The sequence below is a fragment of the Streptomyces cucumeris genome (genome assembly GCF_024295805.1).
In the GTDB taxonomy this organism is placed as follows: domain Bacteria; phylum Actinomycetota; class Actinomycetes; order Streptomycetales; family Streptomycetaceae; genus Streptomyces; species Streptomyces cucumeris.
The window spans coordinates 224,350-250,938 of the sequence record NZ_JANCLX010000004.1; the positions used below are offsets into that span (position 1 = coordinate 224,350).

General features: G+C 70.8%; 26 protein-coding genes and 1 pseudogene. 16 read left to right on the forward strand and 11 right to left on the reverse strand.

Going from position 1 to position 26,589, the window contains the following annotated elements; translation table 11 throughout:
• Positions 1–3: 3 nt before the first annotated feature.
• Both NMK44_RS07945 and NMK44_RS07950 read right to left on the reverse strand, forming a co-directional pair.
• Positions 4–1,152 (reverse strand): site-2 protease family protein, encoded by a 1,149-nt coding sequence (locus tag NMK44_RS07945; RefSeq protein WP_254739826.1) that lies wholly within the window; start codon positions 1,150–1,152, stop codon positions 4–6.
• A gap of 98 nt (positions 1,153–1,250) precedes the next feature.
• Positions 1,251–1,484: a DUF397 domain-containing protein gene (locus NMK44_RS07950; protein ID WP_254740162.1), complete on the reverse strand. Its 234-nt coding sequence runs from the start codon at positions 1,482–1,484 to the stop codon at positions 1,251–1,253.
• A 341-nt stretch (positions 1,485–1,825) separates the two neighbouring features.
• Between NMK44_RS07950 and NMK44_RS07955 the strand changes: the two genes are divergently transcribed.
• The 6 genes and pseudogenes from NMK44_RS07955 to NMK44_RS42660 form a co-directional block, all read left to right on the forward strand.
• The gene (locus NMK44_RS07955; protein WP_254739828.1) at positions 1,826–3,526 is read left to right on the forward strand and encodes a bifunctional 3'-5' exonuclease/DNA polymerase; all 1,701 of its coding nucleotides are present in this window, start codon (positions 1,826–1,828) and stop codon (positions 3,524–3,526) included.
• A gap of 158 nt (positions 3,527–3,684) precedes the next feature.
• Positions 3,685–4,713 carry a rod shape-determining protein gene (locus NMK44_RS07960; protein ID WP_254739829.1) on the forward strand — a complete coding sequence of 343 codons (1,029 nt, stop codon included), beginning with the start codon at positions 3,685–3,687 and terminating at the stop codon, positions 4,711–4,713.
• 181 nt (positions 4,714–4,894) lie between these two features.
• Positions 4,895–5,491, forward strand: coding sequence for a sigma-70 family RNA polymerase sigma factor (locus tag NMK44_RS07965; RefSeq protein WP_176182135.1), 597 nt, complete (start codon positions 4,895–4,897; stop codon positions 5,489–5,491).
• Positions 5,488–6,303: a zf-HC2 domain-containing protein gene (locus NMK44_RS07970; RefSeq protein WP_254739831.1), complete on the forward strand. Its 816-nt coding sequence runs from the start codon at positions 5,488–5,490 to the stop codon at positions 6,301–6,303. Before NMK44_RS07965 ends, NMK44_RS07970 begins: the two co-directional genes overlap by 4 nt.
• Positions 6,304–6,449: 146 nt before the next feature.
• The gene (locus tag NMK44_RS07975) at positions 6,450–6,995 is read left to right on the forward strand and encodes an RNA polymerase sigma factor (protein ID WP_254739833.1); all 546 of its coding nucleotides are present in this window, start codon (positions 6,450–6,452) and stop codon (positions 6,993–6,995) included.
• Positions 6,996–7,060: 65 nt separating this feature from the next.
• A pseudogene (locus NMK44_RS42660) lies at positions 7,061–7,135 on the forward strand (zf-HC2 domain-containing protein); the annotation flags it as partial.
• A 37-nt stretch (positions 7,136–7,172) separates the two neighbouring features.
• Here NMK44_RS42660 and NMK44_RS07980 read toward each other — a convergent pair.
• The 5 genes from NMK44_RS07980 to NMK44_RS08000 form a co-directional block, all read right to left on the reverse strand.
• Entirely contained in the window at positions 7,173–7,955 is a 783-nt protein-coding gene (locus NMK44_RS07980; protein WP_254739835.1) for a signal peptidase II, read from the reverse strand.
• A gap of 199 nt (positions 7,956–8,154) precedes the next feature.
• Positions 8,155–9,429, reverse strand: a complete 1,275-nt coding sequence (locus NMK44_RS07985) for a glycoside hydrolase family 5 protein (RefSeq protein WP_254739837.1) — start codon at positions 9,427–9,429, stop codon at positions 8,155–8,157.
• Positions 9,430–9,437: 8 nt separating this feature from the next.
• Positions 9,438–9,767, reverse strand: a complete 330-nt coding sequence (locus NMK44_RS07990) for a response regulator (RefSeq protein WP_254739839.1) — start codon at positions 9,765–9,767, stop codon at positions 9,438–9,440.
• A 399-nt stretch (positions 9,768–10,166) separates the two neighbouring features.
• Positions 10,167–11,165 carry a glycoside hydrolase family 6 protein gene (locus tag NMK44_RS07995; RefSeq protein ID WP_254739841.1) on the reverse strand — a complete coding sequence of 333 codons (999 nt, stop codon included), beginning with the start codon at positions 11,163–11,165 and terminating at the stop codon, positions 10,167–10,169.
• A gap of 96 nt (positions 11,166–11,261) precedes the next feature.
• Entirely contained in the window at positions 11,262–12,422 is a 1,161-nt protein-coding gene (locus tag NMK44_RS08000; RefSeq protein ID WP_254739843.1) for a S8 family serine peptidase, read from the reverse strand.
• Between the two features lie 292 nt (positions 12,423–12,714).
• On the opposite strand from NMK44_RS08000, the gene NMK44_RS08005 reads away from it, so the two are divergent.
• The 10 genes from NMK44_RS08005 to NMK44_RS08050 all read left to right on the forward strand — a co-directional run bounded on the left by NMK44_RS08005 (position 12,715) and on the right by NMK44_RS08050 (position 24,400).
• Positions 12,715–13,215, forward strand: a complete 501-nt coding sequence (locus tag NMK44_RS08005) for a GtrA family protein (protein WP_254739845.1) — start codon at positions 12,715–12,717, stop codon at positions 13,213–13,215.
• The gene (locus tag NMK44_RS08010) at positions 13,212–14,507 is read left to right on the forward strand and encodes a glycosyltransferase (protein WP_254739847.1); all 1,296 of its coding nucleotides are present in this window, start codon (positions 13,212–13,214) and stop codon (positions 14,505–14,507) included. Before NMK44_RS08005 ends, NMK44_RS08010 begins: the two co-directional genes overlap by 4 nt.
• Entirely contained in the window at positions 14,497–16,185 is a 1,689-nt protein-coding gene (locus tag NMK44_RS08015; protein ID WP_254739849.1) for a glycosyltransferase family 39 protein, read from the forward strand. The genes NMK44_RS08010 and NMK44_RS08015 overlap by 11 nt, the downstream gene beginning before the upstream one ends.
• A 24-nt stretch (positions 16,186–16,209) precedes the next feature.
• The gene (locus NMK44_RS08020; protein WP_254739851.1) at positions 16,210–17,640 is read left to right on the forward strand and encodes a hypothetical protein; all 1,431 of its coding nucleotides are present in this window, start codon (positions 16,210–16,212) and stop codon (positions 17,638–17,640) included.
• A 155-nt stretch (positions 17,641–17,795) separates the two neighbouring features.
• Entirely contained in the window at positions 17,796–18,227 is a 432-nt protein-coding gene (locus NMK44_RS08025) for a hypothetical protein (RefSeq protein ID WP_254739853.1), read from the forward strand.
• A gap of 2 nt (positions 18,228–18,229) precedes the next feature.
• Positions 18,230–20,137, forward strand: a complete 1,908-nt coding sequence (locus NMK44_RS08030) for a PAS domain S-box protein (RefSeq protein ID WP_254739855.1) — start codon at positions 18,230–18,232, stop codon at positions 20,135–20,137.
• Positions 20,134–20,820 (forward strand): response regulator, encoded by a 687-nt coding sequence (locus NMK44_RS08035; RefSeq protein WP_254739857.1) that lies wholly within the window; start codon positions 20,134–20,136, stop codon positions 20,818–20,820. The genes NMK44_RS08030 and NMK44_RS08035 overlap by 4 nt, the downstream gene beginning before the upstream one ends.
• A 242-nt stretch (positions 20,821–21,062) precedes the next feature.
• Positions 21,063–21,755 carry a response regulator gene (locus NMK44_RS08040; RefSeq protein WP_254739859.1) on the forward strand — a complete coding sequence of 231 codons (693 nt, stop codon included), beginning with the start codon at positions 21,063–21,065 and terminating at the stop codon, positions 21,753–21,755.
• Entirely contained in the window at positions 21,743–23,353 is a 1,611-nt protein-coding gene (locus NMK44_RS08045) for a GAF domain-containing sensor histidine kinase (protein WP_254739861.1), read from the forward strand. The genes NMK44_RS08040 and NMK44_RS08045 overlap by 13 nt, the downstream gene beginning before the upstream one ends.
• 36 nt (positions 23,354–23,389) lie before the next feature.
• Entirely contained in the window at positions 23,390–24,400 is a 1,011-nt protein-coding gene (locus tag NMK44_RS08050; protein ID WP_254739863.1) for a polyprenyl synthetase family protein, read from the forward strand.
• A 40-nt stretch (positions 24,401–24,440) separates the two neighbouring features.
• On the opposite strand, the gene NMK44_RS08055 is transcribed toward NMK44_RS08050, so the two are convergent.
• Genes NMK44_RS08055 through NMK44_RS08070 form a run of 4 tightly spaced genes read right to left on the reverse strand, consistent with a single transcriptional unit; the run spans position 24,441 to position 26,412 of the window.
• Entirely contained in the window at positions 24,441–24,617 is a 177-nt protein-coding gene (locus tag NMK44_RS08055) for a hypothetical protein (RefSeq protein ID WP_254739865.1), read from the reverse strand.
• 49 nt (positions 24,618–24,666) lie between these two features.
• Complete coding sequence (locus NMK44_RS08060; protein WP_254739867.1) at positions 24,667–25,836, reverse strand: glycosyl hydrolase family 8; 1,170 nt, start codon at positions 25,834–25,836, stop codon at positions 24,667–24,669.
• Between the two features lie 10 nt (positions 25,837–25,846).
• Positions 25,847–26,017 (reverse strand): hypothetical protein, encoded by a 171-nt coding sequence (locus NMK44_RS08065; RefSeq protein WP_254739869.1) that lies wholly within the window; start codon positions 26,015–26,017, stop codon positions 25,847–25,849.
• A gap of 41 nt (positions 26,018–26,058) precedes the next feature.
• Entirely contained in the window at positions 26,059–26,412 is a 354-nt protein-coding gene (locus tag NMK44_RS08070; protein WP_254739871.1) for a PRC-barrel domain-containing protein, read from the reverse strand.
• Positions 26,413–26,589: the final 177 nt, after the last annotated feature.

The window sequence follows — 26,589 nt, forward strand, 5'->3', positions numbered from 1 at the left end:
GCGTCAGTGGTGGGCGGACTCCGGAGGCGCCGTGGTGATGCCCAGGGCATGCAACTGGAAGTACCGGGTGACATCGTGCATCGTCACGATGCCCTCCAGATGACCGTGGTCCACCACCAGCACCGGCAGCCCGCCACCCGGCCGCGCCCGCTCCAGCACCTCGGTCAGCAGCTCGTCCGACGTGGCCACCGTGCACCGTGACACCGGTACGGCCACGTCCCGCACCCGGCGGGTCTCCCGCTCCCCGGCGGGCACGTTCGCCAGGGCGCGCAGTTGCACCAGCCCGCTGGGCCGGCCGTCGAAATCGAGCAGGGGCAGTACGGAATGGCGGGAGCTCGCCGCCACCTCGTCGATGAACCGCGCCACGGTCAGCCAGTCGGCGCCGGTGGCCACCGGTGCCGACATCGCGTCGCCCGCCCGTACCCCGCGCAGCGCCGTGGCGTATCCGGCCCGCTGCCGTTCCGCGTTGGCGATGATGACCATGAACAGCCCGATCAGCCCGAGCCACAGTCCGCCGCCGTTACCGCGCAGGAAGGAGATCCAGCCGAGCGCGATCAGCAGCACTCCGAAGACCTGGCCGCTGCGCCCCGCCGCCCGGTCGGCGCGCTCCCGGTCACCGGTGCGCCACCACAGCACCGCCTGCACCACCCGGCCGCCGTCCAGCGGGGCCGCGGGCAGCAGGTTGAACACACCCAGCAGCAGATTGGCCCAGCCCAGCCAGACCAGTACGGCGGCGGGCACCCCCCATCCGATCAGGCTGTGCACCCCGATCCCGGCGCCGACCGCGATCCCGCCCAGGAGCAGGCTGGTGAGCGGTCCGCTGACCGCGACCAGCAGGGCGACCCCGGCGGTGCGCGGCCGTCCCATCTGGGTCACCCCGCCCAGCGCCCACAGCGTCACGTCCTCGACCGAGACACCCTTGCGCAGCGCGGCCACCGCGTGGGCGGCCTCGTGCAGCAGCAGGCTGACCATCAGCAGCAGGGCACCGACGAGGCTGGCGATCGTGTACACCACGGCCGTCCGCCCGGGGGTCCACGCGGGCAGCGTCTCGCGGCCGAGACCGTAGGCGAGCAGGGCGACCAGCACCGGGACGCTCCAGTGCATCCGCAGTGGCACCCCGAGTACGTGTCCGACCCGGACCGAGCCCTTCATCGCCGTCGTCTCACATCAGCTGGGTTCCCCCCGCTGTCAGTACCAGTGTCACTCACCCCGGCGGGATCGGCTCCGCGCGCGGCGCGCCCGTACCGGGGTCAGCCGAGACCGGCCGGGTCCTGTGCCAGATGGTCGAATTCGCCGTTCTTGACCCCGAGGAGCATCGCCTCGACCTCCGCCGGGGTGTAGATGAGCGCCGGGCCGTCCGGGAAGCGGGAGTTGCGCACGGCAACGTCACCGCCGGGCAGTTTGGCGAACTCCACGCATGCCCCCTGGGAGTTGCTGTGTCTGCTCTTCTGCCAGACGACCCCCTGAAGGTCCGCGGCCGCCATGCCGTTGTACGGGTGGTCGCGCACAGGGCTCTCCACTTTCGTGCAGCTGACAACTGCCCGGATCATAGCCGCGTTCCTTTGCCAGTGCATGGGCAAATGCATTCGCTTTTGCACAGGTAGATGCATCTTCAGATGCACGTGCACCATACGTATCGGGTTGATCACCCGGCAATCGCGTCTCCTGCCCCCGGGAGAGCAGAACAGTCGTCATGTCTTCCGTCCCCGCCCCTTAGGACGTCCACGACGCGCCCCGGGTTGGCCGCTCACGGCGGGAGCCTCGGCGGCCCCGCCGGGCCCGTGGCGGAGGTCCATTGTCAGTGCCCCCTGCCAGACTCCCGGTCATGCGGTGGGCGGTGGCGGAGACGGACGACGGGGGTGTCCGCCTCTGCCCGCTGACCGCCGAAGGGGGAGCCGCAGGACCGGTGGTGGAGGTCACGGCGGCTCAGGGCGGGATCGCGGCCGCGGTGCGGTCCCGTCCCGAGGCGGACCGCTGGGTGTGGCGGTCCACCGCCGAGTTCGCTCCCCGGCTGCTCGCCGCCGGAGTGCGGGTCGAGCGGTGCTGGGACATCGAGGCGGCCGAGGCGCTGCTGCTCGGCCACGAGGGGCGGTCGGGCGCACCGCGCTCACTGGCCGCCGCCTGGGCCAGGCTGCGCGGGCTGCCGGTGCCGCCCGACCCGCCCCCGCGCACGGCGGACACCCAGCCGTCGCTGTTCGAGCCCGGTCCGCCGCCGCTGCCGCCGGGCACCGATCCGCTCACCGCCCTGCTCGCGGTGTACGCGCGTCAGCTCGCCAGGACCGAGGCGGCCGAGCACTCCGGCCGGATGCTGCTGCTGATCACCGCCGAGTCCGCGGGCACGCTGGTCGCCGCCGAGATGAACCGCGCCGGGGTGCCCTGGCGCGCCGACCGCCACCGGCAGTTGCTGGACGAGCTGCTCGGCGAGCGCTATCCGGGCGGTCTCGAACCCCAGCGGCTGGCCGAGCTGGCCGACGAGGTCTCACGTGCCTTCGGCGGCGAGCGGGTGCGGCCCGATCTGCCCGCCGAGGTGGTCAGGGCGTTCGCCCGGGCGGGCTTCGCGCTCGGCTCGACCCGCGCCTGGGAGCTGGAGCGGATCGACCACCCCGCGGTGGAGCCGCTGCTGCGCTACAAGAAGCTCTACCGGCTGCACACCGCCCACGGCTGGGCCTGGCTCCAGTCCTGGGTGCGCGAGGGCCGCTTCCGCCCCGAGTTCCTGCCCGGCGGCACCGTCTCCGGCCGCTGGACCTCCCACGGCGGCGGTGCGCTGCAGATCCCCAAGGTGGTGCGGCGCGCGGTGGTGGCCGATCCGGGCTGGCGGCTGGTGGTCGCCGACGCCGACCAGATGGAGCCGCGGGTGCTCGCCGCCATCTCCCGCGACCGCGGGCTGATGGAGGTCGCCGGCAGCGGCCGCGACCTGTACGCCACCCTGTCCGACCGCGCCTTCGCGGGCCGCCGCGACCTGGCCAAACTGGCCCTGCTCGGCGCGATCTACGGACAGACCTCGGGCGACGGGCTCAAACACCTCGCCGCCCTGCGCCGCCGCTTCCCCGCGGCCGTGGCCTATGTGGACGACGCGGCCCGTGCGGGGGTGGAGGGCCGGCTGGTGCGCACCTGGCTGGGCCGCACCTGCCCGCCCGCCACGGCCGAGGGCGCCGAGGAGTACGCCGACGAGGCGGGGCTGCCGCGCGACCAGGACGAGGAGCCGTCGTACGGCAGCACCGCCGGTGCCCGCGCCCGCGGCCGGTTCACCCGGAACTTCGTGGTGCAGGGCAGCGCGGCCGACTGGGCGCTGCTGGTGCTCGCCGCGCTGCGCCGGTCCCTGTCCTCGGCCGGGCTCCGCGCGGAGCTGGTGTTCTTCCAGCACGACGAGGTCATCGTGCACTGCCCGGAGGAGGAGGTCGGGGAGGTCCGGGAGGCGATCACGGCGGCGGGCGACGCGGCGGGCCTGATCGCCTTCGGCGAGACCCCCGTGCGCTTCTCCTTCACCATCGCGGCCGTGGAGTGCTACGCGGACGCGAAGGACTGACCCGGAAGACCGTCGTCCACCGGCCCGTACGGGTGAGGGGGACGGCCCTCGCCCAGGCGGCGCAGCACCGCAGGCGCCCGCCCCGGCCGTCCGCACACGATGATCACAGGGCCGCCGGGCGGCGGCCCCCGCCACGCCGCCCACAGGGGAGACCTGCCATGACCATCAGCCTCGAGCGGCTGCGCCGCTGCTCCATCGCCGTGGACCTCGGCGCGGCCAGGACCCGGGTCTATCTCAAGCGCACCGGAATCATCGTGGACGAGCCGACCGTCGCCGCCGTGAACACCCGCACCGGCGGTCTGATCGCGGTCGGGACCCTCGCCGAGCGCATGACGGGCCGCACGCCCGGCCATATCCGGGTGGTCCGCCCCGTCTCCGGCGGCACCGTCGTCGACATCGCCATGGCCCAGCGGATGCTGCGGCTGCTGCTCGGCGACAAGCTGCGCCGCGCCTGGCGCCGCCGCCCGCTGACCAGCGCCGCCGTCTGCGTTCCGCATGACGCCGATCCGCTCGCCCAGCGTGCCGCCATGGAGACGCTCACCGGTGTCGGCGCCCGGCGGGTCGAACTGGTCGACACCCTGATCGCCGCCGCGGTGGGCTGCGGACTCCCGGTGGAACGCCCCGAGGCGACGATGATCGTGGTGTGCGGCGCGGCCACCACCCAGGTCGCGGTGTTGTCGCTGGGCTCGATCGTGGCGGCAGAACGGGTCCCGGTCGGCGGGGAGACCGTCGACCACGCCCTCGTCCAGCATCTGCGCAACGAGCACGCGCTGATGCTGCCCAGCCAGGGCGTCCGCCCGCTGCACCTGGCGCTCGGCGAGGACGGCCCCGCCCTGCGCGAGACCGAGGTGCACGGCCGGGACGTGGCCACCGGGCTCGCCCGCTCGGTACGGGTGGACCTCGATGCCCTGCGCACCGCCATGCACACCCCGCTCACCGGGCTGATCGACGCCATCGGCACGGTGCTCCGCCGCTGCCCGCCCGATCTGGTGGCCGACCTCGCCGACCGCGGGATCATGCTCGCCGGCGGCAGCGCGCTGCTGCCCGGGCTGGACTCGATGCTGCGCGAGGCCACCGGGGTGCCCCTGACCATCGCCGAACACCCCGGTGTCTGCGCGGTGGAGGGACTGGGCGCGATGCTGGACGGCAAGGTGCAGCCCCTGACGCTCGACGCCATGGTGTCCTGAGCCGCCGCACCGCCACACCGCCGCGCGCACCCGCCCGGCACCACTCCCCCACACCTCCGTTCCCACCTGATCGGATTTTCTTCGCGACACGTTGAGCGGCCGCCCCCTCCCGTCCGTAGTGATGGGGGAAGAGGCCGAACGGCCGCCCAACCCCCCCGGGGCCCAGACCGGGAGTCGCCAGATGTTGTCCAACTCAGGTCAGGTCCTGGAGGTTCGTGTGCAGGACGATGCCGCCGTGGCCGATGAGCGTCCGTCGAGATCCCATCGCGGGACCCCGGACGAGCAGCTCATGCGCGCGCTCTACCAGGAGCACGCCGGGCCGTTGCTCGCGTTCGTCCTGCGGCTGGTGGCGGGCGATCGGCACCGTGCGGAGGACGTCGTCCAGGAGACCCTGGTACGCGCCTGGCGGAACGCGGACCAGCTGTCCCGGGCCACCGGTTCGATCCGGCCCTGGCTGGTCACGGTCGCGCGGCGGATCGTCATCGACGGCCACCGCAGCAGGCAGGCACGGCCCCAGGAGGTCGACCCCTCCCCGTTGGAACTCATGCCGGCGGAGGACGAGATCGACAGGGCGCTGCGGCTGATGACACTGTCCGACGCGATGCACGACCTCAGCGACGCCCATCGCGAGGTGCTGGTCGAGACGTATTTCAAGGGCCGGACGGTCAACGAGGCGGCGGAGACGCTCGGCATACCCAGTGGGACGGTCCGTTCCCGGGTCTTCTACGCGCTGCGCTCCATGAAGCTCGCGCTTGAGGAGAGAGGAGTGACGGCATGACAGCGCAGGCGCACCACGCGGGACATGACGCCGTTGGGGCGTATGTGCTCGGCGTGCTCGACGAGGTGGAGGCCACCGCCTTCGAAGCCCATCTGGCCGGTTGTGACCAGTGCGGACGGCAGCTCGACGAGCTGACCGGACTGGAACCCCTGCTGGCCGACCTGGCCGCGGACATCCCCGGGATCCACAGCTCCCCCGGACGCACCGCGCTGACCGGCCACACCCCGCACGTCTTCAGCGCCACCCCGACCGCCATCGACACCCTCACCGCACGCCCCGGCCCTGCCCTGCTGAGCCGGATGACCGCGCGGGTCGCCGCGGCCCGCGGCAAGCGGCGGCGGCGCGGTCTCTACCTGGTCGCCGCGGCGGTCGCGATGATCGTCGGCGGACCGCTCGGCACCCTCGCGCTCACCTCGGACTCCGGTCAGGACACCACGGTCGCGGCCGCCCCGAGCCCGAAGGCCGCGTTCGTCAAGATGCCGGTCAAGGTGCACGGCACCGACCCGGACACCAAGGTGAACGCATCGGTCGCCCTGGAGGACAAGATGTGGGGCACCGACGCCGTTCTCCAGCTCAAGAACGTCAAGGGCCCCTTGGACTGCAGCCTGATCGCGGTCTCCAAGGACGGCGATGAGCAGGTCATGACGACCTGGTCGGTGTCGGAGTGGGGCTACGGGATGAAGGACAGCCCCCACAAAGAGGCCAGGGATCCGCTCTGGGCCCACGGTGGCGCGGGGATCAAGCTCGCCGACATCGACCGCCTCGAGGTCCGCACCACCGACGGAAAGCGCCTGGTCTCCGTGGACGCGTAGCGCATCGTCGTCACCACGCGGGAGATCGAGGCACCCGGCCACTCGGATTGCCGAACGTGCCGTGCGGCGCTGTGAGCGGGATGTTACACAGAGTGTGATATGTCGTCTTTCGCGTCCCCGGGGGGTCCGGATCCGAGGAGGCACCTGTGGCTGACCCGGACACCCATCAGCAACGCATGTTCGCCCAGTACGTCCTGCCCGAGATCGAGGTGCTGCTGCGCGTGGCGATGTCTCTGACCGCCCAGCGCGCGGACGCCGAGGATCTCGTGCAGGACACGTTACTACGGGCGTACCGAGCAGTCGGGCGTTTTGACGGGAGACACCCGAGGGCCTGGCTGCTGACGATCATGCGGCACGCGGAGGTGAGCCGGCGCCGCCAGCGCCGGCCCCGGCTGCTCGACGACCCCGACACCGAGCTGGAGCGGCTGACCCCGGCCCTCGACGCGACACCCGAGGAGCTGGTGGTCGACACGGCCTTCGACGAGGCCGTGGACGCCGCGTTCACGGCGCTTCCGCTCCGTGACCAGCAGGTGGTGCGACTGGTGCATGTGGACGGGCTGTCCTACGCGGAGGCCGCACAGGTGCTGGACGTGCCGAAGGGCACGGTGATGAGCAGACTGCACCGGGCGCGCAAGCGGATCCGCAACCAGTTGCTGGCCACGGGACCGGACTCACAGCGAGGTGGCGCATGAGCAGATTGACGTGGTGGCGGAACACCGATCGCCCGCGGACCAGGCAGTGCCCGGTGGACGCGGCGATGCTCCAGTCGTACCTGGACGGAGAGCTGGACGCCGGGGACGCGGCCCGGGTGCGCTCCCATGTGGCCGAGTGCCACGCCTGTGCCCGTGAGCTCTCCCTCTACCAGCGGATCAGCCGCGCGCTGGCCGCCCGGGCGGAGGCGGGCACGGACGCAGCGACGCTCGGACGGCTCCGGGAGTTCGCGGACTCCCTCGCCGAGCGGAAGACCCAGGATCCGGATCCGGCGCGGGGCGCGGAGCACGACGCGGGGCAGAGCGCAGGGCACAAGGCCGGCGGCTGACGGCCCCGGTACCGGGGTCCGGCCGCGGACCGGCTCCCGGATCCGGCCGCCGCACCCGGTCCGGGGCGGGCACCCGGTCCGGCCCGGCGGCGGAACCGGCGGCGGCCCGGGCCTCGGCCCGCTCCCTCGCGGTGCCGCGCAGCAGCGCCACCGTGGTCAGCACGGTTCCGGCGACCAGTGCGACATCGGCGAGATTGAACACCGGACCACGGGCGGCGACCGTGATCCAGTCGATGACGGCCCCCCGCAGCGGGCCCGGCGGCCGCAGCGCCCGGTCCGCGCCGTTGCCGATGGCTCCGCCGGCGATCAGCCCCAGCCCCAGGGCGGCCCCCCGGTTGCGGGTCCGCAGCCCCGCCCCGGCCGCTGCCAGGGTGGCGGCCGCACCCGCGAGGGTGATCAGGGTGATCAGCACCGGACGTCCGTGTCCCAGCCCGAAGGCCACCCCGGCGTTGTGGACCACGAGGACGTGGAACGGGCCGAAGGCGGCCTGCGGCCCCGGTCGGCCGCCCCAGGCGGCCAGCGCCAGTGCCTTGGTCACCTGGTCGGCCGCGATCACCAGGAGCACGGTGACCGGGAAGAGGATCCGGCCGGTGGACGGACGGGGCTGGGTCATGGGAGGGAAACCCGTCCGGCGGACACCCCGCTTCCCTTTTGTCCAGGTTTCTGGGGTTGTCCAGGTTTCCGGGCGCCCGCGATGACCGGTGACGCCCCCGACACCCTGCGCGACGGCTCCGGACAAGACGGAGGGCCCGCAGGCGGTGCCTGCGGGCCCTCGCTGCCCTATCGCCGTGATGGCGTGGTACCAGCCGGGGTCACTCCGACTTGTTCCCCTTCTTCGCCTCCAGCAGAGGCGTCTGGTACTTGGACAGCATCTTCATCTTGTTCTTGTCGACCGTCTTCCAGTCGTTGTTCAGGACACCACCGGTGTCACCCGAGTTCGGGTTCCAGGACCAGTAGGTGTAGCTGATCTGGTTCTTCTTCAGGTAGTCCATGAGAGCGTTCTGCCAGACGGCTTCCTTGCTCTTACCGGCGGTCTTCTTACCACCGAACTCACCGAGCAGCAGCGGGCCGATGCCCTGCTTCTTGATGTAGGCCCAGTGCTTCTCCCAGATGCCAGGCATGTTCTGGGGGAAGTTCTTCTTCATGAACCAGCCCTGCATGTAGACGCCCGGACCGTAGTCGTGCGCCGAGTAGACGACCTTGTTCTTCTCCTTGAGCTTCACCGGGTGCTTCTTCACACCCTGGAGGTCGCCACCCCACCAGAACTGCTCGTTCTTGTGGCGGTCGGTGCCCTCGACGAACACCAGCCAGTCCTTGTTGACCTTGTGGATGGCGTCACCGGCCTTCTGGGCCGCCAGGCGCCAGTCGGTCTTCGGGTTGCCGTCACCCCACGTGGCCGTGCCACGCGGCTCATTGTGCAGGTCGGCGCCGATCACTCGGTCGTTGCCCTTGTAGCGCTTGGCCAGCTTGACCCAGTCGGAGAGCCACTTCTTCTCGGTGAGGGTCTGCGAGTACCAGAGCTCACTCTGGCCCTGCGCGTCCGGACGGTGCTGGTCCAGGATCACCCGGATACCACGGTCGGTGGCACCCTTGACGATCTTGTCCATGATCTGCTGGGGCTTGAGGCCCTTCAGGTCGGGGTTCAGCTTGTAGTTGACACCGGTCACCTTGGCCTTGGCATCGAACATGTCGTTCGCGTACGGCAGGCGCAGGGTGTTGAAGCCCTTGTCGGCCATCTGGTCCAGCATGGACTCGTAGCCGCGGGACCACAGACCGTGCGGGGCACCGGTACCGGTCTCGAAGCCGAACCAGTTCACACCGGTCAGGACGACCTTCTTGCCGTCGGAGTCCACGATGTCACCCTTCTTGGTGGACAGCGGACCCTCGGAGTCGGCGCCGGCGACCTTCTTCGCCGCGGCGGAGCCGGACGACGACTGGTCATTGTTCATCGCGAAGGCGGTCACGGTGCCACCCACGGCAGCGACAGCGACGACGGCCGTCGCGATACCCACACGCAGACGGTTCGGCCGCGGAAGGCGCGAGGTCTTGGTGGTCTCGTCGGTGGTCGGGGCGTTGTTCTGGTCCATGGGGGAATTCATTCGCTGATACTCCTGAGGAATTCGGGTACTGCGGTCTTGAGGATGCTGGTTGTTCTTGTCGGAGATTCCAGACATTCCATTTGCGGGTCGGAGACGGCGGTCAGCCGGACAATCCGAGCGCTCGGAAGGAGTTCGCCGATCAGGCGGTCCAGCCGTTGCGCTTGCCAACTCAGCTCGTCCACGTCGATCAGCACCACATCCGGTTGCATGTGCCGGGCCAGAGAAATGGCTTCTCGGGCCGACCCAGCTATTCCGGATAGCTCCAGTCCGGGCTCCTCGACAACGAGGTCTGCGAGAGCACTCAGCACCTGAGCGTGGTACTCCACGACGAGAACTCTTTGCATCGATGGAGCTCCTTCGGTTTTGTCCTTTCGCTTCACGACATTAGGGAATCAGCGGGGGTCGAAACACCGTACGCATGACTGAAATTTGCGTACTTCAATTGCGCGAGAAAAAGGGCACGCCAAACGGCCGAATGCCATCTACCTCAGTTGAAGTAGAGGAATTCGGCCGTTTCGTATGGGTTATGTCCGATTTGCGGGGGTGGTTCTGGGCGCACGAGGGCCGGGGAGGGGCCCGTGGGGCGGTGCGGAGGTGCCCTGGAGAGGTCCGGGAGAGCCCCTGGACGAGGGCATGAAAAAGCCCGGCCGGAGTACCGGCCGGGCTTGTTGTCGCAGGTCAGCGACGGGTCAACCGGTCAAGACGGCTCGACCGGCCAGGAGGGGTCAATCGGTCAGGCGGTAGGCGTAGCCGGGTACGAAGACACCGGCGCCCGCGACACAGCCGTCCGCCTGGCCCGGATGCTTCACCCAGAGGAAGGCGTCGACGCCGGGCATCCCGGTGGCGGTGGTGGGCGCCGCGCCCAGCTTGCGGCCCGGGGGGTCGCAGAACCGGTGCTGCCGGGTGGGCCCGGCCCCGTTGCGGCTGGTGTCGACCACCATCCCCTGCCCGGGGCGGCCCAGGTCCTTCAGGACGGACCGGCCGTAGCGCACCTCGTCACGGGTCTCGTTGAAGTTGGAGACGTTGAGGGCTATGCCGTCCCCGTAGCGGTCCGCACCGGCGTGCCGGAGCCGCTCGGCCATGGTGCGGGCGGGCTGCCAGCCGGAGTTTCCGGCGTCGTAGTAGACCCGGGCCCGCGGGGCCCGGCGCTCCAGCACCCGGCCCGCGTAGGAGAGGGCCCGGAACCGCTCCGCCTGCTGCTTGCGCTTGAGACAGCCCATATGCGCGAGCGCGTCCGGTTCGAGGATCACCAGGGCGGGGGCATCGCCGATCCCCCTGGTGAAGGCGTCCATCCAGCGCTGGTAGGCCGCCGCGTCCCCGATCCCGCCGGAGCTCAGCTCCTCGCAGTCGCGCAGCGGGATGCTGTAGGCGACCAGGACGGGCAGCCGCCGCTCGGCCGCCGCCCGCTGGACCAGGCCGCGGATCCGCTCCTCGACCAGGGACTCATTGGTCTCGGTGTACCAGGCGGCCTGGGGCTGGGCGGCAATATGTCTGCGGATGGCCGCCGCCCGCCGGTCCCGCGGATGGTCGCGCACCCACTCCGCGGCCGCGTTGTGCGGGTCGGTGTAGAAGCGGGCGGTCGCCGGGAAGTACGGCCTGGCCACCGGCAGTGACCGCTGCGGCCGGCCGTCGGGGGCGGCGGACCAGGGCGTGAGCAGCGACTGCATGATGGCCGCGGCCATCGCCGCCTCCACCACCAGCACCATCACCGCGAGCTGCACCATGCCCCGGACCGTCCACCTGGACCTGCGCCGGCGCGTCGCCGGGCGGTCCCCGCCGGCCCGGCCGCGTATCGTCACGGGCATCGCTCTGCCCGCCGGTCAGCCGTTGTGGGAGTTGTTGTGCGGGGGCCTGCGGCGGCTGATCAGCACCACCGCCAGCACCGCGAGCACCACCAGCACTCCGGCCACCACTCCTATCGTGACCAGGGCGGACGCATCGTCGGACGACTCCTCCGAGGCGGCCGGCTTGGTGCGTGGACGGTCCGCGGCGGCGGAGAGGTCACTGGAGGCGGGCGGTGCGGCCCGGTCCGCCAGCGCCTTGGCCGGGGCGATCTGCCCGAAGCCGTAGCGCGGGTCATGACCCGCCGCACCCTTGCGGTCGGCGGTGTCGATCAGCTTCTGGACCACCTGGCGGGAGTTCCAGCGGGGGTGCTCCGAGCGCAGCAGGGCGGCTCCGGCCGCCACCCAGGGGGCCGCGTACCCGGTGCCCTCACCGGTCCAGTAGTCGTTGTTACGGGCCGTGGTCAGGATCGCGACCCCGGGCGCCGCCAGCGTCAGCTTCCCGCCGCGGTGGGAGGAGGTCCACACCGCGCCCTTCTTGTCGGTGGCCACCACGGCGACCACCCCGGGCAGCGAGGCCGGGTAGGTGGGACGGTTGCCGTCCTTGCCGTTGTCGCCCGCCCCGGCCACCACCACGGCGTCCTGGGCGATGGCGTACTTCACCGCGGACCGGATCGCGGGGTTCGGGCGCTTGAAGGAGGCGGCCACGTCGATGATCCGCACTCCATGGCTCGCCGCGTACCGGATGGCCTTCGCGGTGGCGTCGGCCTGGGGTTTTCCATCGCGGTAGACACCCAGCGGCATCACCCGTGCCTCGGGGGCGAGCCCGGACATCCCGTCGCCCCGGTAGTTCCGGCCGGTGCCCACGATGATTCCGGCGGCGTGCGTGCTCTGCTCCGCCGCACGGCCGTCGTCGCGGTTACCGAAACCGCCGGCCCCGCCCGCGAAGTCCTTTCCGCGGACGATACGGCCGCGCAGATCCGGATGGGCCGCGTCTACTCCGGTGCCGATGACCGCCACGGTCACCCCGGCACCCTTGCTGAATTTCCAGGCGCGCTCCGCCTTGAGCGCGGTCAGCGCCCATTCGGAATCGAGGAGCGTTCCGGAATCGGATTCACTTGCCGCGACCGGCGTGGCCATAGCGAGCGTCATCAGCACGATGAACGCTCCGGCCCGGCCGGCGAATCGATGGCGTGACATCACGTGACCTGACATTACGTCACCTACTCTCGTCGCACGGGACGCAAGGCCGTCGGGCCCATTTCATCTTGGGCATCCCCCGGGGGTACTGACACCCGCGGGAGAGGGAAGAGCCGGTCCCTTCTTTGGGGGACCGCCGCGGAAGGCCCGAGGACCCGCACTCCCCAATACGGGGGAGAAGGGGGGTCCGCCGAAGGTGTAGCACCCGCTCCCCCGACCGCGGGTACTACCTCCCCTTCGGGTGACGCACTCTGGGACTCACTGGCCGAAGCCTCCTGTCGAGGGAGTCGCGATGCAGCGTTTCCGAACGTTCAGCGAGCGCACCAGCGAGCCGGACGAACGGGCGGAGGTCACCGTCCGGAGGCGGACCGGAATGTTCTCGCGAACCCTCTCGCTGCGGAACACGGCGGTGGGCCTGTCGGGCCTCGCCCTACGTTTCGCGGTCGTCGGCGGGGGCGGCGTCCTGGTGAACACCGCGGTCCTCTATCTGCTCTACCACTGGGCCGGACTTCCGCTGCTCGCGGCGTCGTCGATCGCAGTGGAACTGGCGGTGGTCCACAACTATCTGCTGAACGACCGGTGGACCTTCGCGGCCCGGTCCCGGTCCGCCAGACGATTCATCAAATTCAATGTGTCCGTACTGGGCGGACTCGCGGTCAACGTGCTCATCGTCTGGTCGCTGGTCCGTTCGGGAATGCATCTCCTGCTGGCGAATTGCATCGGCATCGGCACCGCGTTCGCGGTCAATTTCGCCACCAGTACGGGCTGGGTCTGGGGGAGGCGGAGCCGATGATAGTCGCGTTCATCTATTTCGTGCTGGTGTCGGTTTCGATCCTGCTCACGGTGCAGTCGGCCCACGTCCTCTATCTCATGCTCTACACCTGGGACCGGGCGGACGCCGAACGGAGGGCCCGGGCGCCGGAGTCGTTCCTGCCGCCCCACCTCTCCTTCAGCGTCCTGCTGCCCGCCCGGCACGAGGAGGACGTCATCCAGAGCACCATCGAGCGCGTGGTGCGGGCCGACTATCCGTCCGAGCTGCTGGAAGTCTTCGTGATCTGCTCGGAGGACGACACCGGCACGGTGGCGAAGGCCGAGGAGAAGATCGAGGAGCTGGGCCGCGAGGGGCTGCACAACGTGCGGGTCGTGGTCTTCGGCGACAAGCCGATCAACAAGCCGCACGGGCTGAACGCGGCACTTCCGCACACCACCAAGGACGTGGTGACGATCTTCGACGCGGAAGACGACATCCACCCGAAGATCTTCAGCCTGGTCAACACGGTGATGGTCCAGGAGCAGGTCAGGGTGGTCCAGGCCGGGGTCCAGCTCATGAACTACCAGTCCAACTGGTACTCGACGCTGAACGTCCTGGAGTACTTCTTCTGGTTCAAGAGCCGGCTGCACTACCACGCGCACTACGGCTCGATCCCGCTCGGCGGCAACACCGTCTTCTTCGCCCGTGAGCTGCTGATGCGGCTCGGCGGCTGGGACGACCGCAACCTCACCGAGGACGCCGACATGGGGCTGCGGATCTCGGCCATGGGCGAGACCGTGCGCGTGGTCTACGACGACCGGTACGTGACCAAGGAGGAGACCCCGCCGACCCTCGGTCACTTCATCCGGCAGCGCACCCGCTGGAGCCAGGGGTTCATGCAGACCCTGAAGAAGGGCACCTGGAAGGAGATGCCCACGCGCAAACAGCGCTGGCTCGCCTTCTACGTCCTGGCCTTCCCCCGCGGACAGGCGCTGCTGGGGCTGTATCTGCCGCTGTCGCTGGGGATGATCCTGATCCTCAAGGTGCCGGTCCTGATCGCGCTGTTCTCGTATCTGCCCGTCCTGCTGCTGGCCGCGCACTTCCTGGTCCAGGTGGTCGGTCTGTACGAGTTCACCGGAGCGCACGGGCTCGAGGCCTCGCCGAAGGCCGTCGTACGGATGGCCATCGCGTGGTTCCCCTTCCAGATGGTGCTGGCCTACGCCGCGCTGCGCGCCATGCGGCGTCAGATGCTCGGCCGCCACGACTGGGAGAAGACGCAGCACGTGGGCGCCCACCGGGCGCCGACCGAGGAGGCGGAGTCGCGTGTCGGATAACACCAGGCCCCCGCAGCCGGTCGCGGTCGGCGACGCTCCCCAGCGTCCCGCCCGGCGCCGCCGCCCCCGTTTCTCGGTGGAGCGCGGCTGGTTCCCCCCGCTGGGCAGCAAGGGCAAGGCCGCCCTGGTCTTCTCGCTGCTCACCGGGGTCCTCACCCACGGCTACCACCTGTTCCGCTATCCGCTGTACCTCACCGACGAGGGCATCTACATGCAGCGGGCATGGTCACTGGTGCGGGAGACCAGCCTGTCCCCGTACACCTACGACTACGACCACGCCCCGATGGGCTGGATCACCCTGGCCGGATGGGTCTTCCCGCTGCCGAGCCAGTTCGAGACCTTCGGGAACGCGATCAACACCGGTCGCTTCCTGATGCTGCTGGTGCATGTCGCGAGCGTATATCTGCTGTTCGAGGTCACCCGGCGGCTGTCCGGCAGCGTGCTGGCCGCGACCGTGGCGGCGTTCTTCTTCAATGTCTCGCCGCTCGCGGTCTACTTCCAGCGCCAGGTCCTGCTGGACAACCTGATGATGTTCTGGCTGCTGCTCAGCCTGTTCGTGCTGCTGCGGCGGGAGACCACCATCAGATCGGTGTTCGGCGGCGGGCTGGCCCTGGGGATCGCGCTGATCACCAAGGAGAACGCGGTCTTCTTCGTCCCCACCTTCATGTATCTGCTGTACCGGCGGATCAAGGGATCGCCCAGCAGCCGGTTCACCAGCACCCTGTGGCCGTTCGCCGCGGCGGCACCGATCGGCGCCTATGTGACCTACGCGCTGCTCAAGAACGAGCTCATGCCGAGCAGTCTCGACTTCGACCTGAACAACCCGCCCGCGGACCATGTCTCACTGCTCTACACCCTGTGGTGGCAGCTCAACCGCAACCAGGGCACCCTGCTCAGCCATAACGGTCTGCTCCACACGAGCTGGCTGCCACGGGATGGGATCCTGCTGGTCGCCGGACTGATCGCCATGGTGATCTGCCTGTTCTGGGGACTGCGGGACCGCAAGCGCAACCTGGGGTTCCTGATCGCCGGGACGCTGGCCTTCGGCTACAGCTTCTACCTGCTGCGCGGCAGTGTGGTGCTGGACTTCTACATCACCCCGCTGATCCCCATGTTCGCCATGAACATCGGCATGGTCGTGGACCGGATGATGAAGGCGTCCTATTCCAGCCGGATGCTCCAGCGAGCACATTCCGGCCTGCGGGTCGCACTGCCTTCCCTGGTCGTCCTGATCCTGCTGGCGGCGCCCTCCACCGGATATCTCATGACGGTCAACACGGAAGGCGTCACGCAGATCGCGGACCAATACCAGTCCAAGCTGAATCTCACCGGGATGCAGCATGCGCAGATCGCCTGGGTACGGAAGAACGTCCCCACCAACGCACGTATCGTCATGGACGACGACCTCTGGGGCGAATTGCATGACGTACGTCCGTTCTATCCGTATGCGCATTCCCACTGGAATGCGTCCTCGGACCCCGATCTACGGGACAAGCTCTTCAAGAAGAAATGGCAGAACATCGACTACATCATCATGTCGAACAAGATGCGCAAATCCATCCTGGCAAACAACGCGGACGGCCGGGAGAACTGGATACTGCAAGCACTGCGGAATTCCGACCGGGTCTGGTCGGACACCCAGGGCGACATCAAGCTCGAAATCTACCGTGTGCAATAGCCGTGGGAAGAGGAGGTGAAGGCCATGCCTGAGTACGACGACGACTGGGATGTTCCGGAGGACAGGGATGTTCCCGAGAACGAGGGAAACACCCCCGACCGGAACCGGAACAAGAAGAAGATCACCTGGAAGACGGTCCTGCTCGCTCTCGTGGTCTTCGCGATCGTCGGATCGCTCGTCCAGGTCATCGCGCGCGGCGGCTTCGGAGGCGCCCTGAACACCACCGGCACCGGAGGCGGCGGCTCCGCGAAGAAGGAGCGGTCCGAGCAGGAGGTACGGCCGCCGAAGCAGCCCAAGACCATCCGGCTGGGCAATCAGCGCATCCCGCAGTCCTCCGGCCCGATCATCGTGATCAACCCGGGCCTGGTGACTCCGGGCAGCAAGGCGGCGGTCGAGGGCGGTGGCTTCGACAAGAAGGCCACGGTGGACATCCTGCTGAAGGCCCGGAAGTCGGACACCAAGGGCCGTCCCATCGGCAGCGTCAAGACGGACCGCTACGGCTCGATCTACGCCCGGTTCACCCTGCCCGAGTCCGCGGGCAACCGGCCCACCACCCTCGTCGCCCAGCAGCGCGGCAGCACCAAGGCCGCCGAGGCCCAGGTGGTGACCGGTGGCGCGGTGGGCTCCGCCAAGATCAACAAGATGGTGGGACGGCCGGGCGACGTGGTGTCGGTCAGCGCCCACGGCTTCCGCCCCGGTGAGTCGATCGATGTCTTCTGGGGACGGACCACCGGCACCCCGGTGACCACCCTGCACACCGACAGCGGCGGCAGTGTGGGCCGCGCGGACATCAAGGTGGGCGTGGCACCGACCGGCTCCAGCACCCTGGTCCTGGTGGGCAAGCGCAGCAAGACCACGGCCACCGCGCCGTTCCAGATGCTGGCGATGTACCCCTCGATCAAGTCCGCGCCGTACGCGCTCAAGGCCGGTCAGCGGCTGACGCTGTCCGCCAAGAAGTTCGCGCCCGGTGAGCGGGTGCTGGTCTACATCAACTCCACCGGCGGCCTCCCCGCGTTCACCGCCCAGGCGAACGACATGGGGCAGATCCGCGATGTGGCGTTCAATGTGCCGTTCGGCCTCAAAGGACGGCAGACCCTGATGGCGATCGGCGACCAGAGCCGGGCCGTGGTCCGCTCCGGCTTCACGGTGCTGCCGTACTCCCCGTCCGCCGAGCCCAGCGCCTTCGGCGGCAGGGCGGGCACCACGCTCAGCTTCTACGTCGCGGGCTTCGCCCCGGGCGAGACGGTGAACGCGTACGCCGGATCGGCCGCGAACAACCAGCGGAAGATCGGGACCTTCCAGGTCGACAGCCGCGGCAAGGCGTCGGCGGTGGGTTCGTACAAGATCACCGCAGCGGATGAGAACGGTGTGTCCTTCCAGCTCATCGGCCAGAAGAGCGGCGGCGTGGCGAAAGCCAGCATCAACATGTCGTCCGGCCAGGGCCAGGGGCACTAGGGACGGGAACGACACCCGAACGAGAACGTGGGCCGGGGCCGGGCGGCCGGTGGGGGCGAGGCCCACGTTCGGGAAAGCGGTCGTGTGAGGGCCGCGGGACGGCTCGTCGACGGGCCGAGAGTGCCGTAGATGTACCATGCGTCCTGGAGTGTCCTATGAGTGTTATTTTCGGCCCGAACTCGCGAAGAGTCCTGCAATTCCTGACCCATATCGAAGACCTCTCCCCGGAGGAAATCGATCGGGTGGCCGACCTGTGGAAGCAGACCTCCAGCCAGACCCGCGCCGAGGGGTGGGCCGAGGTCCACCGCACCACGACCGATGTGGAGCGGTACCGGATCCTCGTGGCCGCCTCGGTGGCCCGCCGGGCCGCCCTGGACGCGGCACAGCACCACCACCGGCACGACTGGGCCTTCTGGGCCGCGGTGTGGGACGCCGCGGCGGCGGTCGCCGTCTGCGACCGCATCGGGAGCCACTACAACGTGCTGGTGGCGCCGCTGGCCGCGGTCATGCCGTCACTGTCGCACTGCCGCCGTGACGAACTCAGCGCCGGCGAACTCCAGGGTGCCGTCCTCAAGGGAGGTGGGTAGTGATGGGCGACAACCGGATCGACGTGGTGGTGGCCGATGACGACCCGGCCGTCCGGGAGGCACTCGCGGATCTCATCGACTCCCACCCTGAGCTGGAACTCGTCGGGCTGGCCATCGACCACGAACAGGCCGTACGCGCGGCGGTCGAGCACCGCCCCAAGGTCGTGATCATGGACGTCCATATGCCCAAGGGCGACGCCCCGGGCAGTGTGCGTGCCATCCGCGACCAGGTCCCCGGCGCCCGGGTGGTCGCGCTGTCCGCCCACGGCGACCGCGAGACCGTGCTCAACATGCTCGCCGTCGGGGCCAGCGGCTACCTGGTCAAGGGCACTCCGGCCGAGGAGATCCTGGAAGCGATCATCCGGGCCGGGCGCGACCAGTTCAGCATGTCCGCCGACCTGCTGACCGACTGCGCCGAACCGATGCGCCGCGCCGACCGCGCCTCCTGGCGCTTCGAGGACCTGGTGGGCAGCCGCCTGGAGGAGTCCTATCTCGAACTGCTCGGCCACGCCCCCTGCGGTGTCCTGGTCCTCGGCTCCCGGGGCCGGATCGAGTTCGCCAACGCCCACGTCCGGCACATGTTCGGCTACAGCTCGGCCGAGCTGCGCGACAAACGGCTGCGGGACCTGGTCCCGGAGCGCTTCCGGGCCGCCTCCGAGCAGCTGATCGGCCGGGTCGTCACCGCGCCGTCGGCGATGTCCGGGCGCCGCCGGGACGGCAGTGAGTTCGCCGCCCAGTTCAGCGGCGGCCACCTCCAGGGCAAACGGCCCCGGTGTGTCGTCTTCGTCTCCGACCTCAGCCAGCTACGGGCCGCGGAGAGCCGGTTCCGCCAGCTCATCGAGTCCTCCCCGGACGCGATGGTGATCGTGGACTCCGCCGGGCGGATCCAGGCCGCCAACCACCGCACCGAGAGCCTCTTCGGCTACGACCGCGACCATCTGATCGGCCGCGCGGTCGAGGCGCTCCTCCCCGACCAGCCGCTCACCATCTCGCTGCGCGAATGGGACGACACCGTGGAGCAGCCGCTCGGCCACAGCATGGAGCTGGTGGGCCGGCGCAGCGACGCCAAGCAGTTCCCGGCCGACATCAGCATCAGCCCGCTGCGCACCGAGGAGGGGCTGCTGACCGTCCTCACCATCCGGGACATCACCGAGGTGCAGCGCGCCCAGTTCGTCCTGGAGCGCAGTCTGGAGCTGCTGGAGGTCACCGACCGCGACCGCCAGGCACTGCTCAGTCATCTGGTGCACGCCCAGGAGGCCGAGCGGGGACGGATCGCCGCCGACATCCACGACGACACCATCCAGGTGATCACCGCGGCCAGTCTCCGGCTCCAGCAGTTGCGCCGCCGGCTGCGGGACCCGGAGGAGCAGCGGGTGATGGAGAAGCTGGACGAGACCCTCAAGCTCTCGCTCAGCAGGCTGCGGCAGCTGATCTTCGACCTCCGTCCCTCCAGCCTGGAGCACGGATGTCTGGCCGGTGCGCTGCGCGGTCTGCTGGACCAGATACGCAACGAGACCGGCCTGACCTACCGGCTGGAGGACCGGCTCACGGTCAAACCGCCCCCGGAGACCATGGCGCTGATCTACCGGACGGCGCAGGAAGCCCTGATGAACGTGCGCAAGCACGCGCGGGCGAAGACCGTCCACGTCCAGCTCCTCGGCCTCGACGAGGGCTGTCTGGTGCGGATCGTCGACGACGGTGAGGGCTACAACCCGCTGGAGGTGGAGTCCCGCCCCGGCCATCTGGGCCTCTCCCTGATCCAGGAGCGGGCGCAGATCGCGGGCGGCTGGTGCCGTATCGAGAGCGCGCCGGGCTCGGGCACCACGGTGGAGTTCTGGGTTCCGCTCGGTGAGGTGCGGCCACCCGCCCTCGACGCGCTGGCTCCCCCGGAAGGGGACGTACAGCCGTGACCGCACCCGCGGAACTGACCAAGGTGCTGATCGTCGAGGACCACCGGGTGGTCGCCGAGGGGCTGTGGGCCCTGCTCGCCGAGTACTCGGACCTGACGGTGGTCGGCTGGGCGGACTCGGTCGCCGAGACCGTCCCGATGGCCAAGGAGCTCACCCCCGATGTGGCCCTGGTCGACTTCCGGCTCCCCGACGGCACCGGCGCCGACGCGGCCGCCAGCATCCGGGCCCACGATCCGTCGACCGCCATCGTGATCCTCAGCGCCGACGCCAGCGATTCGGCGCTGCTGGCCGCGGTGGAGGCGGGCGCCTGCGGCTATCTGCTGAAGTCGGCCAGCGGTGACGAGATCGCCGGGGCCATCCGCTCGGCCGCCGAGGGCGAGACCCTCATCCCGGCCAGCACCCTGGTGGAGGTGCTGGCCCGGCACCGTGAGACCGCCCGGTCCTCCGCCCAGCAGACCGAGCGGCTGGAGTCCCTGACCAAGCGCGAGCAGGAGATCCTCACGCTGATGAGCCAGGGGCTGGACAACCGGGCGGTGGCGGATCACCTGAGCATCAGCTACGCCACCGTGCGCACCCATGTGCGCAAGATCCTGGAGAAGCTGGAGGCGCGCTCCCAGCTGGAGGCCGTTGCCAAGGCCGCGGATTTCGGCTTCAAGCCCGCACAGCCCGACCGGCCGGGCTGACCGGCCCGGCCGGTCGGCCCTGCGGGCTTCCACCGGATGGGGCAGTTCCGCGGCGGGTCCGGATGGGGGACGAAGTCCCCCTTCAGGTGGAATTCCGGACACACCGAACCGGGTTCCCTCCTCGTGCGAATCCTTATGCGGATCCGACAGCCGCCGGGACCGGGCCTCGTCCCCCGTCCGCCCCGATGGTCACGGCCGCCCCGGCGACCGCGACCGTCCCGTCCCCCGGGCAGGTGAGCCAAGTGGCGCTTCGCGTTCTCATCGCCGATGACCATGCGGTGGTCCGCCAGGGCCTGCGCATGATCCTCGGGCTCGACAACGACATCAAGGTGGTCGGTGAGACGACCAACGGCCGCGAGGCCGTACGGCTGGCCAGGGAGCTGTGCCCCGACGTCGTCCTGATGGACCTGCTGATGCCCGTGATGGACGGGGTCTCGGCCACCGCGGAGATCCGTCAGGACCTCCCCGAGGTCGAGGTGGTCGCGCTGACCAGCTCCCTGGACGACGCCATGGTCATGGGCGCGGTACGGGCCGGGGCCATCGGCTTCCTGCTGAAGAACGCCGAGGCCGACGACCTCAGGAACGCGGTGAAGGCCGCCGCGGTGGGCCAGATCCATGTCTCCCCCGCCGCGATCTCCCGGCTGATGGGCCAGGTCAGGGACCCCAGCGGACCGGAACAGCTCACCGAGCGGGAGACCGAGGTGCTGACCATGCTCGCCCGCGGCAAGGCCAACAAGGAGATCGCCCGCGATCTGCGGATCGGCCAGCAGACGGTGAAGACCTACGTCAGCCACATCCTGACCAAGCTGGGCGTGCACAGCCGGACCCAGGCCGCGGTCTACGCGGTGCAGTCGGGCCTGGTCCCGGCCGGTGAGATCAACCCGCCCGAGGAAGTGGAAGCCACGACGACGAGGGAGCAGTGGTGGTCGGCGTGATCGGCGGATACGGCACCCGGATCGGACGGCGGCGCCGGGCCGGCGCGGCGCTCACCGAGGTCACCGAGCACCTGCTGGCGGGCGAGAGCGGTGATGCGGTGCTGCGTCTGATCGCCCGCGGGCTGCGCGAGGCGCTGGGCGCCGACATGGCCCGGGTGATGGTGCTGGAGCCCGGTGACGTCCTCGCGGTGCGCGTCACCGAGGGCGCCGCGGGCGTCACCCCGCGCGGTCCGCTCACCCCCGGCGGCTCCGCCCCCGCGCGCCAGGCCATCCGGGCCGGGCGGTCCACCCTGTCCGGCGGTGAGCGGCGGCCGCCCCGGTACCGCCGGGTCCCCCACGACCCGGCCCTGACCTCGGTACTGGACGCGCCGCTGATCGTGCGCGGCCAGCCGGTGGGGGTCATCGAGCTGGCCAGCCGCCCCGGCGGACGGTGGCTGACCCGGGCCGACGTACGGACCGTCGAACGGTTCGCGCCGACCGCCGGGCACGCGGTCGCCCGGATCCGCCACCGCGACCATCTGCGCCGGCTGGCCTCGGCCGCCGCCGGACACGGCACGGTACGGCGCACCCTGGACAGCCTGGCCGCGGGCGCCGTGGCCCGTACCGGCGCCGCGAGCTGCACCGTCTACCTGCTGGAGCCGGGTCCGGCGGCGACACTGCGGATGGCGGGCGGCGGCCACGGCCACACCCCGCCCTCCCGCCGTCCCGCGCTGGAGGCGATCGCCGGGTCCGCACCCGTGATCCACTCCGGCAGCGGCGGTCCGGCCGGTGACGGACCCGCCCGGGGCGCGGTGGCCGCCTGGCCGCTGCTGCGCGAGGGCACCGCGATCGGGGCGATGTGCTGCCACTTCCCCGCGGGCCGCGCCCCGGCCGACGCCGACCTCACCGTCCTGGAGGTGATCGCCGGACATGCGGTGTGCGCGGTGGAACGGGACCGGCTCTGCTCGGCCGTCCATGAGAAGGCGGTGCGCCAGGAGCGGCAGCGGATCTCCCGCGAACTGCACGACTCGGTCTCCCAGGCGCTCTACGGCATCGCGCTCGGCGCCCGGACCGCCCGGGAACTGCTGGAACGCGATCTCGCGGGCCCGGTGGGACCGGCCGGACTCGCCCAGCTCGCCGAACCGGTCGAGTACATCCGGCGGCTCGCGGATGTCGCCATCGCCGAGACCCGGACGCTGCTGTGCGCCCTGCGGCCCGAGTCGCTGGAGGCGGAGGGACTGGTCACCGCACTCACCCGGCATCTGGAGGCGCTGCGGGACCGGTACGGCATCGCGGCCGAGGCCCGGCTCGGGGACGAACCGGAGACCTCGCCCGAGGCCAAGCACGCGCTGTTCCGGATCGCCCAGGAGTCACTGCACAACGTCGCCAAGCACTCCCGGGCCCGGAAGGTCACCCTTCATCTGCTCAGCGGTCCCGGCACCGTGACGTTGACGGTCGCCGACGACGGGGTCGGCTTCGACTGCCAGGGCTCCTTTCCCGGCCATCTGGGGCTGCTCTCCATGCGGGAGCGGGCCCGTGAGGTCGGCGGCACCCTGAACGTGGACAGCCGGCCGGGCCAGGGCAGCCGGATCCGGGCCACCGTCCCGACCGGTCCATGAGCGCGGGCCCCTGACGACATATGAGACATTCTGTCCATGCAGCTGACCGTGCCGGACCGCACGCCGGACGCCGGGCTCGACGCCGCCCACGCGGCCGTCGAGGAGGGCCTGTTGAAGGCCACCCAGAGCGACGTACCGTTCATCACCGATGCCGCGCGGCGGCTGTTGCGCTCACCCGCCCCGCGGCTGCGGCCGCTGTTGGTGCTGCTGGCCGCGCGGTTCGGCGATCCGGACGCCCCCGGGGTGGTGCCCGCGGCCGTCGTCGTCGAACTGACCCACCGGGCCACGCACTGTCATGACGAGGTACGGGACGAGGCGGGCGTACGCCGCCGGGGACCCGGCGCCGCCGTCCGCCCCGCCCCCGATGCCCACTGGGACAACACGGTGGCCGTCCTCACCGGTGACGTCCTCTTCGCCCGCGCCTCGCACCTCCTCGCGGGACTGGGGCCACAGGCCGTACGGCTCCAGGCCGAGGCGTTCAAACAGCTCGTCACCGGACAGATCCTGGAGACGGCCGGGCCGCCGGAGGGCTGTGATCCGGCCGCCCACCACCTGGCGGTGCTGACCGGGCGGTGCGGTGCGCTCACCGCGGTCTCCGGACGGCTCGGCGCGCTGACCTCCGGGGCCGGTCCGGCCGTCGCCGACGCCCTCGCCCGGTACGGCGAACGGCTCGGCGTCGCCCGCCGCCTGGCCACCGAGGCGGACCTGACCCCGGCCCCGGTCCCGCTCCCCGCCCCGGCCCTCGCCCCGGGGCGCCGTCCCACCCTCCCCCTCGTGCTGCTGCGTTCGCGGGACGCGGCGGGCGCGGGCGGGGACGCGGACCGGGAACTGTACGAGTGGCTCACCGCGGAACCCGGCGGACGGGACCGGGACCCGGCCGCGCCGGTCCGGCTGCGCTCCCATCCGGTCCTGGCCGAGACCCGCCGGGAAGCCGCCCGGCAGGCGGACGCGGCCCGCGCGGCGCTGTCACCGCTCCCCGACGGCCCGGCGAAGTCGGCGCTGGAGGAGCTCTGCCGGTCGGCGGTCCGGCGGCCCGCCGCCCCGTGAACCCAACGGCACCACCGGTCAGGGAAGCCGCCGGTCACGCTCACGACGGCCGTTCACCGCGCAGCAGGGCCTCGCCGAACCGGCGCAGCCGGGTCAGGGCGGCCGGGTCCAGTGGCTCCCGGCGCCGTACCAGCGCCCGGCTGATCTCGCGTTGCCCGCCCGCCGTACCGCACCGGCAGCCGCCGGTGCCCGCGGACCGGGCCCTTCGTCGCCTCACAGCGAGGAAACCCACCGGACGCGCACCAGAATTCCTTCCGGCGCCGGGGTCACCGCCACGGCGTCCAGGCGTTCCGGCTGATCACCAGCATCGACTGGAGCTGCACCCCGGCGGCGTAGGCGCGGCCCGGATCCGGCGGGGTGGCGCACAGCCGCTCCCACAGCGCGTCCAGCCACCCCTGCGCACCGTCGTCGGTCAGCGCGGCGACCGCGAGGGGCGCGGCGAAGGCGGGTGACCAGCCCGCTGCGTAGCACGTGCCGTCGAGCCGGTAACCGCAGCCGATCCGGTCCGGATCACCGCCGGTCGCCGTCCGCGCCCACCGGCTGATCCGGCGCGCGGCCTCCCCCGAGCGGGGATCGCCGCCGAGAGCCGCGTCGGCGCCGAGGCGCCAGGGGACGCGGCAGGCGTTCCAGTGGTAGTCGCCGTCGTGCGGGCTCTCCAGGACCTGCGACGGTGCGGGGCGGGGGCGGCCGGTGGTGGTGTCCACGACGAAGTCGGGGAGCAGCCCGGTCTCCGGGGCGTACTGCCGCTGGAGGGTGCCAGTCAGCGTGAGCTGGGCGTCCAGCACCTCGTCCCAGAAGGGGTCACCGGTGGCCGCCCGGAACGCCCTGAAGTGGCCCGGCATCCCGTCGGACGTCCGGGACACCGCGTCCCAGCCGTCACAGGACCAGTCGCCCAGTTTCATCAGCCGTGTGACGGGGTGCACCTCACGGTCCTTGACCGCCTGGATGCGCCGCGGCGCGAGCTCGGTGTAGTCCCCGCCCCACTGGCACCCGGCGAGCAGCAGCCCATAGGCGATGTCGAGGTCCCCGTCGGTCGCCGAGTCCGTCCCGCCGACGTCCCGTCCGCGGTCGTCCTGCTGGGCGGCGTGCAGCTCCGGATCGTTGACGGAGGGGTGGGCGCGCACATGGCGGAGGATGCCGTCGAAGACGGTCCGGGCCCCGGGGTCGGCGCCCGCCATCAGGGCGGTGATGACCAGGCCGTACCCCTGGGCCTCGGCGACGTACGGATGGGCGGCGTCGGGGGTGTGGACCGCGTACCGGTCCTCCTCGCCGCCGATCCCTCGCCGGACGAAGCACGCCTTCCACCGCAGGTAGTGGTCGAGGACCCGGCGGTCGGCCGCCTCGGGGTCCCCGGAGGGCCGCAGGGTGCCCGGCGGGTACGGACGGGCATGGGAGCCGAAGGGGACGGCGGCCCCGGCACCCCGTCCCCCCGTCACGGTCGACCCTTCATCGCAGCCGGCGCCGACGATGCCGGCGCGACCAGCTCAGCGCCGAGAGCACAAGGTCCACCACGAGCACCAGCACGCCGATGACCAGGAGATAGCCCAGCCCCGGCACCGTGGTGCCGATGATCCCGAGCGCCATGGCCACGATCACGAAGAACAGGAACAGGGCCACGGCGCGGGGTCTCCTCGGATCAGCGGCGGGCGGGCCGCGCGTCAGCGGCGGGCGAGCCGCCGTTCACCTACGGCGGCCTGGTAGGGCTTGCCGTAGTACTGGAAGATCGTCCCCTCCTGCTCCGCGGGCAGGATGTCGTCCGTCCCGATGGACGGTGCCTTCTTCACCAGCGACCGGTCGTACGAGACCTTGACGTACCCCGGACCGACGATCGCGTCGTCGACGGGGACGAACACGAGCTTGTGACGGGTGGGCATACCGGTGCGGACGGTGGCCATGGACGGTTCATCGTTGGTCGTGGCCACGTAGATCGCCTCGAGCGAGCCGATCTTGCGGCCCTGGTCGTCGACGACGGCGCGGTCGCGCCACTCACGGATATCGGCTGGCTGGATCATGACTCATCACCCTCTGACCTCTGTGCTTCAAGGCTGCCTCGCCTTTCCGCGGAACGCCACGCCATCCACCCACAAGGGGGTACACCGGACGGAGGCACCTCCGTGAACGCCGTGGGGCCCCGCCCGGGGGTGCCGCCCGGGCCCCCCCCCATCACCCCCACCAACCCCACCGGGGGT

What these genes read in the sequence shown, in the direction of transcription:
- NMK44_RS08005 (WP_254739845.1), top strand. Translation starts at nt 12,715, where the DNA reads ATGCAGCGTTTCCGAACGTTCAGCGAGCGCACCAGCGAGCCGGACGAA.
- NMK44_RS08070 (WP_254739871.1), bottom strand. Translation starts at nt 26,412, where the DNA reads ATGATCCAGCCAGCCGATATCCGTGAGTGGCGCGACCGCGCCGTCGTC.
- NMK44_RS07950 (WP_254740162.1), bottom strand. Translation starts at nt 1,484, where the DNA reads ATGGCGGCCGCGGACCTTCAGGGGGTCGTCTGGCAGAAGAGCAGACAC.
- NMK44_RS08010 (WP_254739847.1), top strand. Translation starts at nt 13,212, where the DNA reads ATGATAGTCGCGTTCATCTATTTCGTGCTGGTGTCGGTTTCGATCCTG.
- NMK44_RS07995 (WP_254739841.1), bottom strand. Translation starts at nt 11,165, where the DNA reads ATGGTGCAGCTCGCGGTGATGGTGCTGGTGGTGGAGGCGGCGATGGCC.
- NMK44_RS08025 (WP_254739853.1), top strand. Translation starts at nt 17,796, where the DNA reads ATGAGTGTTATTTTCGGCCCGAACTCGCGAAGAGTCCTGCAATTCCTG.
- NMK44_RS07980 (WP_254739835.1), bottom strand. Translation starts at nt 7,955, where the DNA reads ATGACCCAGCCCCGTCCGTCCACCGGCCGGATCCTCTTCCCGGTCACC.
- NMK44_RS08030 (WP_254739855.1), top strand. Translation starts at nt 18,230, where the DNA reads ATGGGCGACAACCGGATCGACGTGGTGGTGGCCGATGACGACCCGGCC.
- NMK44_RS07985 (WP_254739837.1), bottom strand. Translation starts at nt 9,429, where the DNA reads ATGGACCAGAACAACGCCCCGACCACCGACGAGACCACCAAGACCTCG.
- NMK44_RS07960 (WP_254739829.1), top strand. Translation starts at nt 3,685, where the DNA reads ATGACCATCAGCCTCGAGCGGCTGCGCCGCTGCTCCATCGCCGTGGAC.
- NMK44_RS08050 (WP_254739863.1), top strand. Translation starts at nt 23,390, where the DNA reads ATGCAGCTGACCGTGCCGGACCGCACGCCGGACGCCGGGCTCGACGCC.
- NMK44_RS07945 (WP_254739826.1), bottom strand. Translation starts at nt 1,152, where the DNA reads ATGAAGGGCTCGGTCCGGGTCGGACACGTACTCGGGGTGCCACTGCGG.
- NMK44_RS07965 (WP_176182135.1), top strand. Translation starts at nt 4,895, where the DNA reads ATGTTGTCCAACTCAGGTCAGGTCCTGGAGGTTCGTGTGCAGGACGAT.
- NMK44_RS08000 (WP_254739843.1), bottom strand. Translation starts at nt 12,422, where the DNA reads ATGTCACGCCATCGATTCGCCGGCCGGGCCGGAGCGTTCATCGTGCTG.
- NMK44_RS07955 (WP_254739828.1), top strand. Translation starts at nt 1,826, where the DNA reads ATGCGGTGGGCGGTGGCGGAGACGGACGACGGGGGTGTCCGCCTCTGC.
- NMK44_RS07970 (WP_254739831.1), top strand. Translation starts at nt 5,488, where the DNA reads ATGACAGCGCAGGCGCACCACGCGGGACATGACGCCGTTGGGGCGTAT.
- NMK44_RS08020 (WP_254739851.1), top strand. Translation starts at nt 16,210, where the DNA reads ATGCCTGAGTACGACGACGACTGGGATGTTCCGGAGGACAGGGATGTT.